Consider the following 14,352-nt stretch of genomic DNA (forward strand, 5'->3'; position numbering starts at 1 on the left):
CACGCGGGAACCCGGGCAACCGGTGTCGCCCCTGCCCCGGTTGGGCGTCTCACGCGCCCTTCATGCGCTCTCTGGGTTCAGGCGCGGTAAGGGGTGTGGGCCGCGGCCCAGTCGGCGAGGGCTCGCGCGCACGCGGCGACCGACTCGCGCCAGCTTCGGGCCGCGCCGTCGCCGGCCTCGTCGCTGACGTGCTTCACCATCCGCAGCGGCACCCCGGCGAGCCCGGCCGCCGTCGCCAGCGCGTAGCCCTCCATGTCGACCAGGGCGGCCCGCAGGGCGAGCCGCTCACGCGCCGCGTCGTCCGCGATGAACGCGTCACCGGTCGCGAGGACCACGTCGCCGCCGTCCGGCAGGGTGAGCGGCGCCCCGTACGTCTCGCCGGTGAGCGTGGCGAGCAGCTCGCCGTCCAGATCGTGCTGGACGACCGTGCCGACGACGTGCGTCCCCGTCCAGCCGGGGCGCAGCGCGCCAGCCGTGCCCAGGTTGACGACCTCGGAGGGGCGCGTCCCGCGCGCCAGAACCGTGGCGAGCGCCGTCGCCGCGTTGACCTTGCCCATGCCGGTCAGCAGCACCGGCAGGTCGGTGTCGAGGTGCTGCGCCTCCTCCTTGACCGCCAGCACGAGCAGGGGACGGTCGGCGGTGATCTCACCTATGAGTTCCATGCGGGTCACGCTACCGGGTGCGCGGAGGTCGCCCCTGCTCAGGCGGCATGCCCGACCGGAACCGGGCCCCGGCTTCTTGCGGGCGGCCCCAGGGCAGGGCCCGGGCCCGGAAACCGCTTCCCGCGCTAGATCGGGAGCAGGCGGCCGATGAGTTCCGTGAGCTGCCGGGCGTTGCGGCAGGGGTGCATGGGCACCAGCTCTGCGTAGGTGGGGGCGACCGAGTCGCCGGTGGGCCACAGGGTGGGCGGTTCCGGGTTGAGCCAGTAGACCCGGCGGGCCCGGTCCGCGATTCGTTTCAGTGCCGGCGTATTCGGGTCGCTGTGGTTGGTGCGGGCGTCGCCGAGCACGAAGACGACGGTCCGGGGGCCCAGCGCGTCGGCGTACCGCTCGGCGAACTCGCCGAGGGCGGTCCCGTAGTCGCTCTGCCCGTGCCAGCCGGTGACCGTCGCCTCGGCGAGGATCCGCTCGCCGAGCCCCGCAGGGTCGGTCCGGCCCCGGGCCACCAGGTCCGTCACCTCGTCGACCCGGTTGACGAAGGCGAACACCCACACCCGGCTGAACTGCTCGTGCAGCGCCTGCACCAGGAGCATCGTGAAGTGGGCGAAGCCCGCCACCGAACCCGACACGTCGCAGAGCAGGACCAGCTCCGGCCGACCCGGCCGGCGCCGCCGCAGGACGGGCCGCACCGGCACGCCACCGGTCGACAGCGAAGCCCGCAGGGTGCGCCGCAGGTCGATCTCGCCGCGTGCGGCCCGGCGGCGCCGCGCCGCGAGCCGGGTCGCGAGCCGGCGGGCGAGCGGCCGCACCGTGCGGCGCAGCTCGTCGAGCTGGGCCCGCCCTGCCAGCAGGAAGTCCACCCGGTCCGGGGTCGCGGCGACGGCTCGCCGGGCCACGTGCTCGCGGCCCTGCCGCTCGGCGACCCGGCGCCGCGCCTCCGTCCGTACCCGCTCCCGGAAGTCCTCGATCCGCCGCCGGATCTCGTCGTCCGTCAGCCGGTCCGTGAACTCCGGCTCCGGGCCGGCACCCTCCCGCAGCAGCGCGCGGACCCGGGCGAGCAGGGTCTCCGGCCGGAGCCGGGACAGCGTCCGGTACGAGGACCAGCCGTCCGAGCCGGGCGACTCGCCGTACCCGCCGAGCGCGCCGACGGCCTCGGCCGCGAGCAGGTTCAGCGCCGCGTCGTCGCCGGCGGCGAGCGCGGCGGCCAGCCGGTCGCGCAGCCGGGCGAGGCCGGCCGGGGGATCCTCTCCGGTCGGAGGCCCCGTCGCCTCCGGTCGCCCCTCGGCGAGCGGGAGACGGGCCAGCGGGAAGTAGAGGTCGAAGACCCGGTCGAACACCCGTCGCTGGGCCTCGCCGTGCAGCAGGGTCGCGGCGAGGGCCGCGCGCATCCGCTCCCGGTCGTCGAAGCCGACGGCCTCCAGGGCGAGGCCGGCGTCGACGGTCTCGCCCGTGCCGATGCCGAGGCCGTGCGACCGCAGTGCCCGCACCAGGCCGGTCACCCGGTCGGCGATCCGGTCGGGGCCCCCGTCGGCGACCCGGGCCGGGGCCCCGTCGGGAGCCGCCGTCACACCGCGTCCAGGTCGAGCTTGGCCGCGGCCTGCCGGATGTCCTCCTGGTGCTTGAGGATCACCCCGAGGCTGTCCCGCACGACCGCCTCGGACAGCGTGTCCGCGCCGAGCGCGAGCAGCGTGCGCGCCCAGTCGACGGTCTCCGCGACCGAGGGCGCCTTCCGCAGGTCCATCGCCCGCAGGGCGCCGACGACCCGCACCACCGACGCGGCTAGGGCCTCGTCGATGCCCGGCACCTTGCTCCGTACGATCCGGCGCTCCAGCTCCTCCTCGGGGAAGCCGATGTGGAGGAAGAGACAGCGGCGGCGTAGCGCCTCGGAGAGCTCGCGGCTCGCGTTGGAGGTGAGCACGACGAAGGGGCGGCGGGTGGCGGTGATGGTCCCCAGCTCTGGCACGGTGACCTGGAAGTCGCTCAGCACCTCCAGGAGGAGCCCCTCGACCTCCACGTCGGCCTTGTCGGTCTCGTCGACGAGCAGCACGGTCGGTTCGTCGGAGCGGATCGCGGTGAGCAGCGGACGGGAGAGCAGGAACTCCTCGCCGAAGATGTCGGTACGGGTCTCATCCCAGCTCTCGTTGCGGCCCGCGGTGATCCGCAGCAACTGCTTGGCGTGGTTCCACTCGTACAGCGCGCGGGCCTCGTCGACGCCCTCGTAGCACTGGAGCCGCACCAGCCGCGCGCCCGCGACCTCGGCGACCGCCTTGGCCAGCTCCGTCTTCCCCACGCCCGCGGGGCCTTCGACGAGCAGCGGCTTGCCCAGTTGGTCGGCGAGGAACACCGTGGTGGCGACGGCGGGCGAGGCCAGATAGCCGGTGCCGGCGAGCCGCGCGGCGACGTCGTCCACGGAGCTGAAGTACCCGGTCGTCATTGCCGCTCCCCCGAGGTGCACATGGTTACCCGCCAGTAGGGCAGCCTAGCGAACGGCGCGCCGCCCGGCCACGCCTCCGCGTGACTCCTGTTCGCGCGGGAAGCCCTCAGCGGCACATGCCGAAGATCTCGTCCTCGAAGTCCGGGAACTCCGCCGCGGCCGCGCCGACGATCTCCGCCGCCGGGCGACGCGAGGCGGCTCCGCCGTGCCGCTCGGCGATGGCGGCGAGCTCGGCCCTGGGGCGCGGGGTACGGGCCGGCGGCCAGACGAAGTCCAGCGGGCCGAAACCGTCGGCGAGCAGCCACAGGAAGCCCGAGAGGTCCTGGGAGAGCACCCGCACCTCGCCCTCCGAACCGAGGAACACCACCGGCTGCTCCACCAGGGGCCGTCCCGGACGGACCCGCCGGAAGGCGACCTGCCCGCCGGTGCCGTCCATGCCGAAGGGGAGGAAGGCGTCGCCGTCGAGCTCCTGGTTACCGGTCCACGCCCGAATCCAGTCGGTGGTCTCCTCGGCGCTCGGGAAGGCGGAGTAGGGCTCGTAGTCGACGCCCTCGCCTCCGTCGTAGTCGAAGGAGATCCCCGCCACGGCGGTGAGGGCCTCGGGGAAGGCGCGGTCATCGCTGTCGATCATGCCCGCAACGGTAGCGCCGGCCACTGACAACGCCTTCCGGCCGGGGGGTGCCGCGCGCGGGGCGGGCCGGCCGCTGATGGAATGGGGGAGAGGCGAACGGCGGTGGAGGCACGGTGGCGGAGCGAGCGGGGGAGCGGTCCCGGCCGGAGGGGGAGTACGAGGCCGTCCTCGCCCGGCTCGACGCGCTGGAGCACGCCGCCGCCGAGATCGGCACCCGCCTCGACGAGCGGTCCATCTGCGCCGAGCTCGCCGGCTTCCTGGTGCGCAGGGTCGCGGAGGCCGCCGCCGTCGACCTCCTTCCGCCGGAGGACGGCACGCCAGGCCCGGGGACGTCAGGCCCCGGGACGTCCGTCAGGGCCGGTGCGGTCGCGCTCCTCGACCGCTCCGACGGCGACGAGGCCCCCGAGGACGGCGACGCCCCCGACGGCCTGAAAGCCCCGGCCGGCCGGACCACCCCGAACCGCCTGAACGGCCCCCGCGGACTCCACGGCCTGGACGGTACGAGCGGTACGAGCACCCCGGAGGCACCGAACGCACCAGACGCCCCGGGCGGCCCGCACGGTACGGCCGGCCCGGGCGCCCCCGGCAGGGGCGCCGTCCTGACGCTGCCGCTCCTGACCCGGACCGGAAAGGAGATGGGCCGGATACGGGTGGCCCGTGCCGCCGGCGGGTTCTCCGCGCACGACACCGCCGTGGTCGCCCACGCCGCGCGGCTCGCCGCTCTCCACCTCGGGCACGCCCGCCGACTGGCCGCCACCGAGGCCACCGCCCTGCACCTGCAGCGCGCCCTGGTCGCCGAGCCCGGACGCCCGCACCCCAATCTGGAGATCGCCGGCCGCTATCTGCCGGCCGGTCCGCGCACCCTGGTCGGCGGCGACTGGTTCGAGACGGTACGGCTCCACTTCGGCCGCAGCCTGCTGGTGGTCGGCGACGTGATGGGCCATGGCCTGGACGCCGCGGTGGACATGAACGCCTACCGGGGCGCGCTGCGCGAGGTGGCCGCCACCGATCTGCCGCCGCACCGGGTCCTGCGCCACCTCGACGCCGTCGTCGCCGACGACGAGGGCCGGCGCCCCGCCACCTGTCTGCTGGTCCAGATCGACCCCGGGCGGCTGACCGCGACCTTCGCCAGCGCGGGCCATCTGCCGCCGGTCGTCTTCGGCGCCGACGGCTCCGCCGAACTCGTCGACCTGCCCGTCGGCCCGCCGCTCGGCACCGGCCTCGGCGGCTACGAACACGCCGTACGCGCCCTCACCCCGGCCGACACCCTGCTGCTGTTCACCGACGGGCTCGTCGAGCGGCGCGGCGAGGACATCGACCACTCGCTGGCCCGGCTCGCCGCGCTGCGGCTGTCGCCCGGATCCGGGCCGGAGGCGGTCGTCGACGAGGTGCTGCGGAGGCTCGACGCGCACACCGCCGAGGACGACGTCGCCGTCCTCGCGGCGAGGGTCCGCGAACGCCCCGTGGCCTGAAGCGAATCGACGGTTTCACGCCTCGGCGCGATTCTTTCGGCAGGACGCTTGTGCAGGTCCCCCGAGGGGCGGCAGGCTCCTCGGTATGAACACAGCCAGGCACGCCAGTGAACGCCTGATGAGCTGGCCCTCGCTGATCGCCGACCGCGCGTCCTGCGGCGCCGAGCTCGGACTGCGCACCGCGACGCAGCAGATCGTGCATTTCCACGGTGACCGCGAAGCCGACGTCCATCTCACCCGCGCCATGATCGCCCGGATCCGGCCGGCCCTCCTCGGATCGAGCGCGCTGCGCCTGCGCGCCGGCTCCGGCTGGGTGACGGTCCGTCTGGACACCGGCTCGGACATCGACCTGCTGGCGACCCTGGTGAGCGCGGCGCTCCAGGCCACCGGCGACCCGTATCCCGCCGACGACCTCGCCCCCGACCACTGCACCCGGACCGGCCGTCCCTTCGCCTGCTCCTGAAGCAGGGCCCGCCCCGCACCCGGCGGTTCAGGCCACCGGGAACAGCATGCAGGTGCTGGTCGCGTGGCCGAGTAGCCGGTCCTCGGCGTCGTACAGTCCCGCCTCGGCCAGCGCCGTACGGCGTCCCCGGCTCAGGACCGTGCCGATCGCGCGGATCTTGCCCGTCTCCATGGTGATCGGACGCAGGAAGCGCGTCGACAGATCGAGCGAGGTGTACGCCATGCCCTGGGGGAGGGTCGAGTGCACCGCGCACCCGGCCGCCGAGTCCAGCAGCGTCGCGTACATGCCGCCGTGCACACTGCCGATCGGGTTGTAGTGCTCCTCGCCCGGCTCGAAGGCGAACACGGCCCGGCCGTCCTCCACCTCCTCCAGGGTGAAGCCGAGCAGGGCGCCGATGGGGGCGCCGGGCAGCCGGCCGGCGGCGATCTCGCGGAGGAAGTCCAGACCGGCCATCGTCCCCGCCGCGCCCGCGGTGGCCGCCGCGTCCTGCCAGTGCACCGTCCGTGACCGCTCCATCGCCGCTTCCCTCCGCAGTGAGCCCCTGAGCCCCGGGGCCGTGAGCCCGTGAACCGCTCGGCCCGTTGCCCGTTGCCCGTTGCTCATCGTCCGTGATCTGACTTCGGAGATCGAAGCTAGAGGGAGCGTCGGCTGACTGTCAACGCCGAAGCCAGCTCGCTACAGTGGGACGATGCAGTACCTGGAGATCGACACCGAGAACTGCCCGGTCCGCCGCACCCTCGACGTCGTCGGCGAGAAGTGGTCGCTGCTGATCCTGCGGGACGCCTTCAACGGAGTGCGCCGTTACGACGACTTCCGCCGCCACCTCGGGCTCTCCGAGGCCGTCCTCGCCGACCGGCTCCGCAAACTCGTCGCCGCCGGCGTCCTGCGCGTCGAGCCCTACCGCGAACCCGGCGCCCGGACCCGCTCCCAGTACCGCCTCACGCCCAAGGGCCGGGACCTCTGGCCCGTCCTCCTCGCCCTCAAGCAGTGGGGCGACACCCATGCCGCCGACCCGGCCGGCACCCCGCTCGACATCCGCCACGAGGACTGCGGCGCCCCGGTCCGGGTCGAGGTCGTCTGCGGCGGCGAGGACCACGCGACCCTCACGCCCTACGAGGTGACCGTCCGCTCCGGCCCCGGCGCCCGGCCCCGCGCGCGCTGAGGCGCACCGGCCCCCGTGCCGCCGAGGCGGCCCGCCCCCACCCGTTCGGCGGCATGCCGGACGGGTTCGGCCCACCGGCGGGTACTCGACGAGGCATGCCCCCCACTTCCGGTGCGCCGCACGGCGGTGCCCCTACCGAGCACGAGCACGGACACCGGTTCCACCGGCTCCACACGCGCGTCATGGCCTCCCCGGTCGGAGTCACCTGGAACCGGGGGCGCGAGATGGAACTCATGCACCGCGCCATGGGGTTCGCCGCACTCAGCCTGCTCACCCTCGTGCCGCTGCTCATCGTGGTCGCCGCCGCCGACCTCGCCAGCGGCCAGGGCTTCGCCCGCTGGCTCGTCCAGGGCCTCGGCGTCTCCGAGGTCTCCCAGGAGGAGGTCGAACAGCTCTTCGGGAAGCCGGGGCAGGCGCTCCAGCGCACCACCGCCTTCGGTCTCGCCGCGCTCGCCGCCTTCGGCGTCACCTTCGGATCGGCCGTCCAGACCGGCTACGAACGCGTCTGGGACCTGCCCACCGCCCGCTGGCACACCATGTGGCGGCACGTCGTCTGGCTCGCCGTCCTGGTCGCCGCGCTGCTGCTCTTCGTCGCCACCCCCGCCCCCGAGCGCTCACCGGCCGGGGTCACCCTCCTCGTCGCGGTCGGCGACGTCACCGGTACCTTCCTCTTCTTCTGGTGGTCGCAACGCTTCCTGCTCTGCGGCCGCATCCGCTGGCGGGCCCTCCTGCCCGGCTCCCTGCTCACCGCCCTCGGGCTGCTGGGGCTGCGGATCTTCTCCCAGTTCGTCTTCTCCCCGCTCATCGCCTCCAACGCCGTCACCTACGGCCAGTTCGGCACCGTCCTCGTCCTGCAGTCCTGGCTCGTCGGCGTCGGTTTCGTCGTGTACGGAGCCGCCCTCGTCGGGCGTCTCGTCCACGAACAGCTCGTGCTGCGCCGGCTGGCCCGCGACCCCAGGGACGCCGAACACCCGGATCCCGGGCCGCACTGACGAGGGGCGGTGGCCGTAACGGAGGACGGCCACCGCCCGTGGGCGGACGGGATCACCGGTGGCAGACCGGTGCCGGGTGGGCGACGTCGAGGACGAAGCGCTCGGGGTGGTGCAGGACGGAGGTCTTGGGGACGGGCTTGGTGGCGAAGGCGGCTCCGATGGTGACGACACCCTCGAAGTCGCCGGTGAGGGCGACGCCCTTGAGGGTGGGAAGGTAGATCTTGAGCAGCCGGGGTCCCTGGTAGACGGACCGGCCGGACTCGTTGTGGGCGGCGGCGGGCGAGAGCTTGATCTCCAGGAAGTACTTCCCGGCGAGCGGCACCTTGTTGCCCGAGCCGTCGTAGCGCAGTTCCTTGACCGCCTTGACGCTCACCGGGGGCATGGTGCCCCGGACGTCGATCACGAGCCGGTCGAAGGTGGAGTGGCCGCCCCAGCGGACGTTGACGACCTGGGCCATGGCCGGTGCGGTCGTCGTCGTACGGGAGGGGCCGGCCGTGGCGCCCGCGGGGACCGTGGCCCCGATCCCGGCGGTGAGAAGGATGCCCGCGGCCGCGGCCGCGAGGGTCTGACGGTGAAGCATGGCGTCCCCCGGTTCTCGATCTGTGATGGGGACAGTGGTGTCACTGGGAGAGACATTCCGCCTCGGCCGAATGGTTCCGCCCGAAATGCGAATTTTCGGAGTCGCTTCATTATGCGCCCGCGCGGCTACGGAATCGGTGCCGCCGACGCCGTAACCTCGACGCCCCTCGGTAGTTGACCAGGGCATGAAGAAGCGCAGCATGCTCGCCATCGCCTCCCTCGCCGCAGGCGTCGTCACCGCCCTCGTCAGCCCGCCCCAGGACGCCTCCGCCGCGGAGGCCGGCGGCCCCGCCGCCGGCGTCACCGGCCTCCTCCAGGAGGACCAGGGCGTCGGCTCCCTGGTGGGCGAGACCGTCGAGGGCGCCGGTGGCGGCCTCCAGGCCCCGGAGGCCGGCGGGCTCCTCTGACCGCGTGCACCTCTGGAGAGACCGCCCCGTGCCCCGTACAGCCCCTCCCGGGGCGTGCGGGGCACGCCCCGTGTGCGCGCAGTGCGCAGGGAATGACAGGATGGCCCCATGAGCAACAACGTGTACTTCGACATCACCATCAACGGCGAAGAGGCCGGCCGGATCGAGTTCAAGCTCTTCGACGACGTCGTCCCCAAGACCGCCCGCAACTTCCGCGAGCTGTGCACCGGCCAGAACGGCTTCGGCTACGCCGGCTCCCCGTTCCACCGCGTCATCCCGAACTTCATGCTCCAGGGCGGTGACTTCACCAACGAGAACGGCACCGGCGGCAAGAGCATCTACGGCGAGAAGTTCGCGGACGAGAACTTCCAGCTCAAGCACGACCGCCCGTACCTGCTGTCGATGGCGAACGCCGGCCGCAACACCAACGGCTCCCAGTTCTTCATCACCACCGTCGTCACCGACTGGCTCGACGGCAAGCACGTCGTCTTCGGCGAGGTCGTCAAGGGCCAGGAGATCGTCGACAAGATCGAGAAGCTGGGTTCCGCCTCCGGTCGCACCAGCGCCGAGATCCGGGTCGCCAAGTCCGGCGTCGTCGGGGCCTGATCCGCTCCCACGGCCCACGCCGAACACCGCCCACCGCCCCCGAGCCGCAGGCCCGGGGGCGGCGGCACGCCCGGTACCGGAGGAGCGCTCGGGCGAGGCCGCTCACGCGAGGGCCCGCGCCAGGGCCCGGGCGAAGCCGGCCGGGTTGTCGATCGTCATGTTGTGACCGGCCCCCGGGACCTCGAACACCAGTATGCCCTGCGCCGCGACCTTCTCGGCGTCGGCGTCCGGCAGGCTGAACTCGCCCACCAGGAACGCCCTCGGCCGCGGCAGCGCGGCCAGCAGCTCGCCCGGCGCCGGGACCGAACCCTCCACCAGCGCCACCGCGCTGCGGTGCAGGGCCCGCGGATCGGCGAGCCGCAGCCGCGCCGCGTAGTCCGCGCGGTCCTGGCCCTCGACCATGGCGGCGAAACCCTCCCGGACGAAGAACTCCTCGTCCTGGGCGGCGACGGGGGAGGAGAACGCGCCCCCGCCCGGCCAGAGGTTGGGCTCGGCCACCACCAGGCGGTCCACCAGATCGGGACGGGACGCGGCCAGATGGATCGCGACGGCCCCGCCCATCGAATGCCCGACCAGCTCGACCCCGGTCAGCCCCTCGTGGTCGAGGATCCGGGCCACCGCCGCCGCCTGCGACTCCATGCGGTAGTCGAAGGCGCGCGGCCGGTCGCTCAGACCGAAGCCCAGCAGGTCGACGAGGAGCGAGCGCCGCCCGGCGAGCTCCGGACGCACCGCGACCTGCGCGAAGTCGGACGCGCCGGTGCAGCCGAGCCCGTGCACGTACACCCGCGCCCGTCCCCGGCCTCCGCCCGGCAGATCGATCCACCGCACATACCCCGGCGCCTCCGCCAGAAACAGCTCCCGCATGACCCCTCGCCTCCCCTGACGCCCCGTCGCACCGGCTCCCCACCGGCCCGGCCACCCTACGAGGCACCACTGACAACGGCCCTCCTCCCGCCCCTCACGCGAACGCGAGGGCGTGGCGCGCCGCCCACGCCGAGAACGGCCGCGCCGCCCGCCCGAGCACCCGCTCCACATCCGGGCTCACCCGCTGCTCCTCCGCGTGCGGCGCGCCCATCACCGCCAGCATCCCGTCCACGGCCGGCCCGGGAAGGAAACGCACCAGGTGGGCACGGGCCTCCGCCCGCGTCTGAGGCACGAACCGCACCGGCTCGCCCACCGCCCGCGACAACGCCGCCGCCTGCTCGCGCGGCGTGACCGCCACCGGGCCGGTCAGCACGTACGTACGCCCCGCGTGACCGTCCTCGAGGAGCGCGGCCGCCGCCACGTCCGCGATGTCCGCCGGGTCGACCACCGGCATGGCCACCTCGGCGAAGGGCGCGGCGACCGTCCGCGCGGTGCGCAGGGACTCCGCCCACAGGAAGGCGTTCGAGGCGAAGCCGGACGGCCGCAGGATCGTCCACTCCACACCGGAATCGCGCACCGCCGCCTCGAACTCCCGCAGCGGACCGTGCGACTCCGACTCCGGACGCGTGCCGACGAGCTGCGAGGACTGGAGCACGATCCGGCGCACCCCGGCTGCCACCGCGGCGGCGACGACCTGCCGGGGGCGCAGCTCGTCGCCGACCCCGGCGACCAGCAGGAACACCGCGTCGGCGCCCTCGAACAGCGCCGCCGAGTCCTCCGGCCGCGCCAGGTCGGCGGCGCGGTGCCGCACCCCCTCGGGCAGCGGGGCCTCCGGCGCACGGCGGCTCACCGCCGTGACCTCCTCACCGGCCGCCGCCAGCGCCTCCACCAGCGGTCGTCCGACGTTCCCGGTCGCTCCGGTCACCACGATCACGGTCCGTTCCTTCCCTCGGGGCATGGGGTGCCGACCGCGCGGAGCGAAAGCGCCCCGCCGCGGTCACGCCCCTCATCCTGGAAGGTGAACCGGTCATCTCCCGGCCACTTTCGACAGCGGCCTTCAGACGCCCGGGGCAGGTCCTTCGGGCGCCGCCTCGCCGTAACGGCGCTCGAACTTCGCGATCCGCCCCTCGGTGTCCACGGTCCGCGCCTTGCCCGTGTAGAAGGGGTGGCTCTCGGAGGAGATCTCGACGTCCACCACCGGGTAGGTGTTGCCGTCGTCCCATTCGATGGTCTGGTCGCTGGTCGCCGTGGACCGGGTCAGAAACGCGAACCCGGCGGACCGGTCGCGGAACACCACGGGCCCGTACTCCGGCTGCTTGTCCTGCTGCACTTGTCCTCCTCGGACGGCCTGCCAGTCTTCCCCCGGTCCGCCCAGCCTCCCCGCGCGCCGCCGCCGCGACCACCGCCGCACATCCGACCGGGTGACGGCGCCGGCCGCCGTCACGACCGGTGGGCGTGCGTCCCCCACCGGGCCGCGAGCAGCAGGGCGATGTCGTCCGGCCGGTCGGTGGCCTGCCGCGCCTCGCGGATCAGCCGGTCGGCGGTCTCCGGCAGCGGCGCCGAACCGGTGGCCGCCAGGGCCCTGCGCAGCCGCTCGATCCCCTCGTCGATGTCCGTGCCCGGCCGCTCCACGAGCCCGTCCGTGAACAGGGCGAGGACCTCGCCCGGTGCGAGCCGCAACCGGGTCACCGGATACGTGGCGCCGTCGTCGACCCCGAGCACCACCCCGCCCGCCAGGTCCACGGCCACCGTGGAGCCGTCCGTGCGGCGCAGCAGCGGCTGCGGATGGCCGGCCCGGGTCGCCCGTACGTCACCGGTCTCCGGGTCGAGCACGACGTAGCAGCAGCTCGCGAACTGCCCCGGGTCCAGGTCGATGAGGAGCCGGTTGGTGCCCCGCACCACCTCCTGCGGGGAGTGCCCGCTCAGCGCGAACGCCCGGACCGCGCTGCGGAGCTGACCCATCGTCGCCGCCGCGGCCACCCCGTGGCCCTGGACGTCCCCGATGACGAGGGCCAGCCGGCCGTGGCCCGTGTCGATCACGTCGTACCAGTCGCCGCCCACGTCCATGCCCTGCGTGCCCGGCAGATAGCGGCCGACCGTCTCCACGCCCTCGTGCACCGGCAGCCGGTGGGGGAGCAGCGCGTCCTGCAGGCCCCGCGCGAGCGCCGACTCGGAGTCGTAGCGCTGCGCCCGTTCGAGGGCCTGGGCGATCAGGCCGGCGAGCGCGGTGAGCACTGTGCGCTCCTCGGCGGTGAAGCCGCGCGGATGGTCGAAGCCGAGGATGCAGGAACCCACCGGCCGCCCGGAGGCGATCAGCGGCAGGAACGCCCGCGCACCCGTGTGCGCGTCCAGCGGCAGTCCCGGATAGGCCGCCCCGAGCTGCTGCATCGACTCGAAGAAGAGCGGCCGGCCCGAGGTCAGCGTCTCGACCCCGGGCAGCCGCGCGTCCAGCGCGACCCCGTCGAAGGGCTCCAGGAAGCCGGGCGGGAATCCGGTCTCCCACGCCAGGTACAGATGCCGGTCGCTCAGCAGGTAGATCGCCAGTTGCCGGCCGCCGAAGGCCGGCAGCAGCTCCTCGGTGACCACCGCCGACACCTGGCGCGCCGTCACCGCCTCGGACAGCGCGATGGCGAGCGCCACCGGACGGTAGAGGGCCGCGGCCCGCCCCTCGGGCGAGGACAGCCCGTCGGCGTCGTCGGCGTGCGCGGCGCCCCCGGATCCCGCCCCGGAGCCGGGCGGCCGGGCGGCCGGATCGCCCTCCGGGACGAGCACCAGCGTGACCCCGTCCTGCCCCGGATACAAGGACACCGACAGCCACTCCCCGCGCCCCGGATGCGCGAGGAAGTGGATCGGCTGGTCGGAGAGGAGCGCCCCGCGCAACTGCTCCTCGTGGTAGGGGTGCGCGAACCAGGGCAGCGCCTCCCACAGCGCCCGTCCGGCGAGGTTGCCGCGCGGCAGGCCGAGCAGCGCCTCCGTGCGCGCGTTGACGTACGTGATCCGCCCGAGCCGGTCGATGGCCAGGATCGCGCGGGGCAGCCGGTCGGTGGCGTCGGAGCCGAGGAGACCGGTGCCGAGGTCGACCAGGGAGCCGGTCAGCACGTTCCCCTCCCGGCCGTGCGCGAGGGGCCGCGCGGTCACCTCGAGGAGGTGCAGCCCGCCGTCCGGCCCCTTCAGCCGGATCCTGCGCGCGGCCGGGCCGCCCGATCCCGCCGCCTGCCGGGCCAGCGCCCACAGGGCGTAGGTGTCCTCGGGCACGAGCCGGGCGGTCAGCGCCTCCACGGTCCAGGGGGACGGCGCGGCCTCCCCGAGGATCTCCCGCAGACCGGCGTCCGCCGTCACCGTTCCCGTGTCCAGGTTCCAGTCGAAGTAGCCGATCCGCACCGGCGGGCCGGTTCTGACCGGCAGTTGCACGGACTCCGGCTCGCCCGGCCATTCCACCCTCGTCCCATGGGCGGCGAGGCCGTCGAGCACCGAGCCGAGGCGGCGCGCCTCCTCCAGCATGCGGCCGCGGTCGCGGGCGTCGACCGGCATCCCGGGCGTCGGCGTGCGCAGCACCACCAGGACGCCATAGCGCTCCCGGCCGCGGATCACGGGGGTGTAGAGGGAGGCGAAGGGGAACGGCAGGCTCGCCACGAGCTGGGGGAAGAGCCGCATGGCCTCCTCGACGTCCCCGAGGTGCACCGGCTGCCCCGACCGGTGGGCCTCCGCCACCGGGAACGGCCGGTTCACATGCATGCGCCACCAGGGGCGGAACAGGGAGGCGGGCAGGCCCGCGAGCACCGCGAGCCGCAGCAGCCCGGGGGTGCCCGAGCGCAGATAGACCCCGCCCGCGTATCCGCCGGCCGCCTCGACCGCCCGCAGCACGGACTCCGCGAGCACCACCGCCAGCGCGTCCGTCGACGGCCGGTCCGCGCCGGCCTCCCGCGGGGGCCCGGTCGAGGCCGACGGGACGGGGCCTGCCGCGCCGTACGAGGTCACACAGCCAGCATGCTCCCGCCCGGAAGGGCCACGCATCCGGAGTGCGCACCGGCGAACCACCCCTCGGGGGCATTGACCCCGCTCGACGCCGCTCGCGAGACTCGG

At 74.4% G+C, this 14,352-nt stretch carries 16 protein-coding genes; 6 read left to right on the top strand and 10 right to left on the bottom strand.

Annotated elements, in window-relative coordinates; all coding sequences use genetic code 11:
- Positions 1-77: 77 nt before the first annotated feature.
- From ABZ135_RS22420 to ABZ135_RS22435, 4 genes are all read right to left on the bottom strand, one after another.
- Positions 78-662 carry a nucleosidase gene (locus tag ABZ135_RS22420; RefSeq protein ID WP_356697984.1) on the bottom strand — a complete coding sequence of 195 codons (585 nt, stop codon included), beginning with the start codon at positions 660-662 and terminating at the stop codon, positions 78-80.
- 125 nt (positions 663-787) lie between these two features.
- Positions 788-2,170 (bottom strand): VWA domain-containing protein, encoded by a 1,383-nt coding sequence (locus tag ABZ135_RS22425; RefSeq protein ID WP_356698049.1) that lies wholly within the window; start codon positions 2,168-2,170, stop codon positions 788-790.
- 53 nt (positions 2,171-2,223) lie between these two features.
- Positions 2,224-3,093, bottom strand: a complete 870-nt coding sequence (locus ABZ135_RS22430) for a MoxR family ATPase (protein ID WP_356697985.1) — start codon at positions 3,091-3,093, stop codon at positions 2,224-2,226.
- A gap of 106 nt (positions 3,094-3,199) precedes the next feature.
- Positions 3,200-3,724 carry an SMI1/KNR4 family protein gene (locus ABZ135_RS22435; RefSeq protein WP_356697986.1) on the bottom strand — a complete coding sequence of 175 codons (525 nt, stop codon included), beginning with the start codon at positions 3,722-3,724 and terminating at the stop codon, positions 3,200-3,202.
- A gap of 113 nt (positions 3,725-3,837) precedes the next feature.
- On the opposite strand from ABZ135_RS22435, the gene ABZ135_RS22440 reads away from it, so the two are divergent.
- Both ABZ135_RS22440 and ABZ135_RS22445 read left to right on the top strand, forming a co-directional pair.
- On the top strand, positions 3,838-5,196 hold the full coding sequence (locus ABZ135_RS22440; protein ID WP_356697987.1) for a SpoIIE family protein phosphatase: 1,359 nt from the start codon (positions 3,838-3,840) through the stop codon (positions 5,194-5,196).
- An 85-nt stretch (positions 5,197-5,281) separates the two neighbouring features.
- Entirely contained in the window at positions 5,282-5,659 is a 378-nt protein-coding gene (locus ABZ135_RS22445; protein WP_356697988.1) for a luciferase family protein, read from the top strand.
- A gap of 27 nt (positions 5,660-5,686) precedes the next feature.
- On the opposite strand, the gene ABZ135_RS22450 is transcribed toward ABZ135_RS22445, so the two are convergent.
- Positions 5,687-6,175: a PaaI family thioesterase gene (locus ABZ135_RS22450; protein WP_356697989.1), complete on the bottom strand. Its 489-nt coding sequence runs from the start codon at positions 6,173-6,175 to the stop codon at positions 5,687-5,689.
- Positions 6,176-6,347: 172 nt separating this feature from the next.
- Between ABZ135_RS22450 and ABZ135_RS22455 the strand changes: the two genes are divergently transcribed.
- Positions 6,348-6,821, top strand: a complete 474-nt coding sequence (locus tag ABZ135_RS22455) for a helix-turn-helix domain-containing protein (RefSeq protein ID WP_356697990.1) — start codon at positions 6,348-6,350, stop codon at positions 6,819-6,821.
- Between the two features lie 95 nt (positions 6,822-6,916).
- Positions 6,917-7,813 carry a YhjD/YihY/BrkB family envelope integrity protein gene (locus ABZ135_RS22460; RefSeq protein WP_356697991.1) on the top strand — a complete coding sequence of 299 codons (897 nt, stop codon included), beginning with the start codon at positions 6,917-6,919 and terminating at the stop codon, positions 7,811-7,813.
- 52 nt (positions 7,814-7,865) lie between these two features.
- Here the strand turns inward: ABZ135_RS22460 and ABZ135_RS22465 are convergent, their stop codons facing one another.
- The gene (locus tag ABZ135_RS22465) at positions 7,866-8,393 is read right to left on the bottom strand and encodes a hypothetical protein (RefSeq protein ID WP_356697992.1); all 528 of its coding nucleotides are present in this window, start codon (positions 8,391-8,393) and stop codon (positions 7,866-7,868) included.
- Positions 8,394-8,577: 184 nt separating this feature from the next.
- On the opposite strand from ABZ135_RS22465, the gene ABZ135_RS22470 reads away from it, so the two are divergent.
- Positions 8,578-8,799, top strand: a complete 222-nt coding sequence (locus ABZ135_RS22470) for a hypothetical protein (RefSeq protein WP_356697993.1) — start codon at positions 8,578-8,580, stop codon at positions 8,797-8,799.
- Positions 8,800-8,907: 108 nt separating this feature from the next.
- Entirely contained in the window at positions 8,908-9,405 is a 498-nt protein-coding gene (locus tag ABZ135_RS22475; RefSeq protein ID WP_356697994.1) for a peptidylprolyl isomerase, read from the top strand.
- 102 nt (positions 9,406-9,507) lie between these two features.
- Here ABZ135_RS22475 and ABZ135_RS22480 read toward each other — a convergent pair whose 3' ends face one another.
- The 4 genes from ABZ135_RS22480 to ABZ135_RS22495 all read right to left on the bottom strand — a co-directional run bounded on the left by ABZ135_RS22480 (position 9,508) and on the right by ABZ135_RS22495 (position 14,283).
- Complete coding sequence (locus ABZ135_RS22480) at positions 9,508-10,269, bottom strand: alpha/beta fold hydrolase (protein WP_356697995.1); 762 nt, start codon at positions 10,267-10,269, stop codon at positions 9,508-9,510.
- A gap of 94 nt (positions 10,270-10,363) precedes the next feature.
- Entirely contained in the window at positions 10,364-11,203 is an 840-nt protein-coding gene (locus ABZ135_RS22485; RefSeq protein ID WP_356697996.1) for an NAD(P)H-binding protein, read from the bottom strand.
- Between the two features lie 123 nt (positions 11,204-11,326).
- The gene (locus tag ABZ135_RS22490) at positions 11,327-11,599 is read right to left on the bottom strand and encodes a type B 50S ribosomal protein L31 (RefSeq protein ID WP_356697997.1); all 273 of its coding nucleotides are present in this window, start codon (positions 11,597-11,599) and stop codon (positions 11,327-11,329) included.
- Between the two features lie 110 nt (positions 11,600-11,709).
- A complete protein-coding gene (locus ABZ135_RS22495) occupies positions 11,710-14,283 on the bottom strand; it encodes a SpoIIE family protein phosphatase (protein ID WP_356697998.1) in 2,574 nt (857 codons plus the stop codon).
- Positions 14,284-14,352: the final 69 nt, after the last annotated feature.

It is taken from the genome of Streptomyces sp. NPDC006339 (genome assembly GCF_040612775.1).
GTDB lineage: Bacteria > Actinomycetota > Actinomycetes > Streptomycetales > Streptomycetaceae > Streptomyces.

Bases quoted from the DNA above. Each gene is read 5' to 3' on its own strand.
- ABZ135_RS22420 (WP_356697984.1), bottom strand. From the start codon at position 662: ATGGAACTCATAGGTGAGATCACCGCCGACCGTCCCCTGCTCGTGCTG.
- ABZ135_RS22430 (WP_356697985.1), bottom strand. From the start codon at position 3,093: ATGACGACCGGGTACTTCAGCTCCGTGGACGACGTCGCCGCGCGGCTC.
- ABZ135_RS22435 (WP_356697986.1), bottom strand. From the start codon at position 3,724: ATGATCGACAGCGATGACCGCGCCTTCCCCGAGGCCCTCACCGCCGTG.
- ABZ135_RS22445 (WP_356697988.1), top strand. From the start codon at position 5,282: ATGAACACAGCCAGGCACGCCAGTGAACGCCTGATGAGCTGGCCCTCG.
- ABZ135_RS22450 (WP_356697989.1), bottom strand. From the start codon at position 6,175: ATGGAGCGGTCACGGACGGTGCACTGGCAGGACGCGGCGGCCACCGCG.
- ABZ135_RS22455 (WP_356697990.1), top strand. From the start codon at position 6,348: ATGCAGTACCTGGAGATCGACACCGAGAACTGCCCGGTCCGCCGCACC.
- ABZ135_RS22460 (WP_356697991.1), top strand. From the start codon at position 6,917: ATGCCCCCCACTTCCGGTGCGCCGCACGGCGGTGCCCCTACCGAGCAC.
- ABZ135_RS22465 (WP_356697992.1), bottom strand. From the start codon at position 8,393: ATGCTTCACCGTCAGACCCTCGCGGCCGCGGCCGCGGGCATCCTTCTC.
- ABZ135_RS22470 (WP_356697993.1), top strand. From the start codon at position 8,578: ATGAAGAAGCGCAGCATGCTCGCCATCGCCTCCCTCGCCGCAGGCGTC.
- ABZ135_RS22475 (WP_356697994.1), top strand. From the start codon at position 8,908: ATGAGCAACAACGTGTACTTCGACATCACCATCAACGGCGAAGAGGCC.
- ABZ135_RS22480 (WP_356697995.1), bottom strand. From the start codon at position 10,269: ATGCGGGAGCTGTTTCTGGCGGAGGCGCCGGGGTATGTGCGGTGGATC.
- ABZ135_RS22495 (WP_356697998.1), bottom strand. From the start codon at position 14,283: ATGCGTGGCCCTTCCGGGCGGGAGCATGCTGGCTGTGTGACCTCGTAC.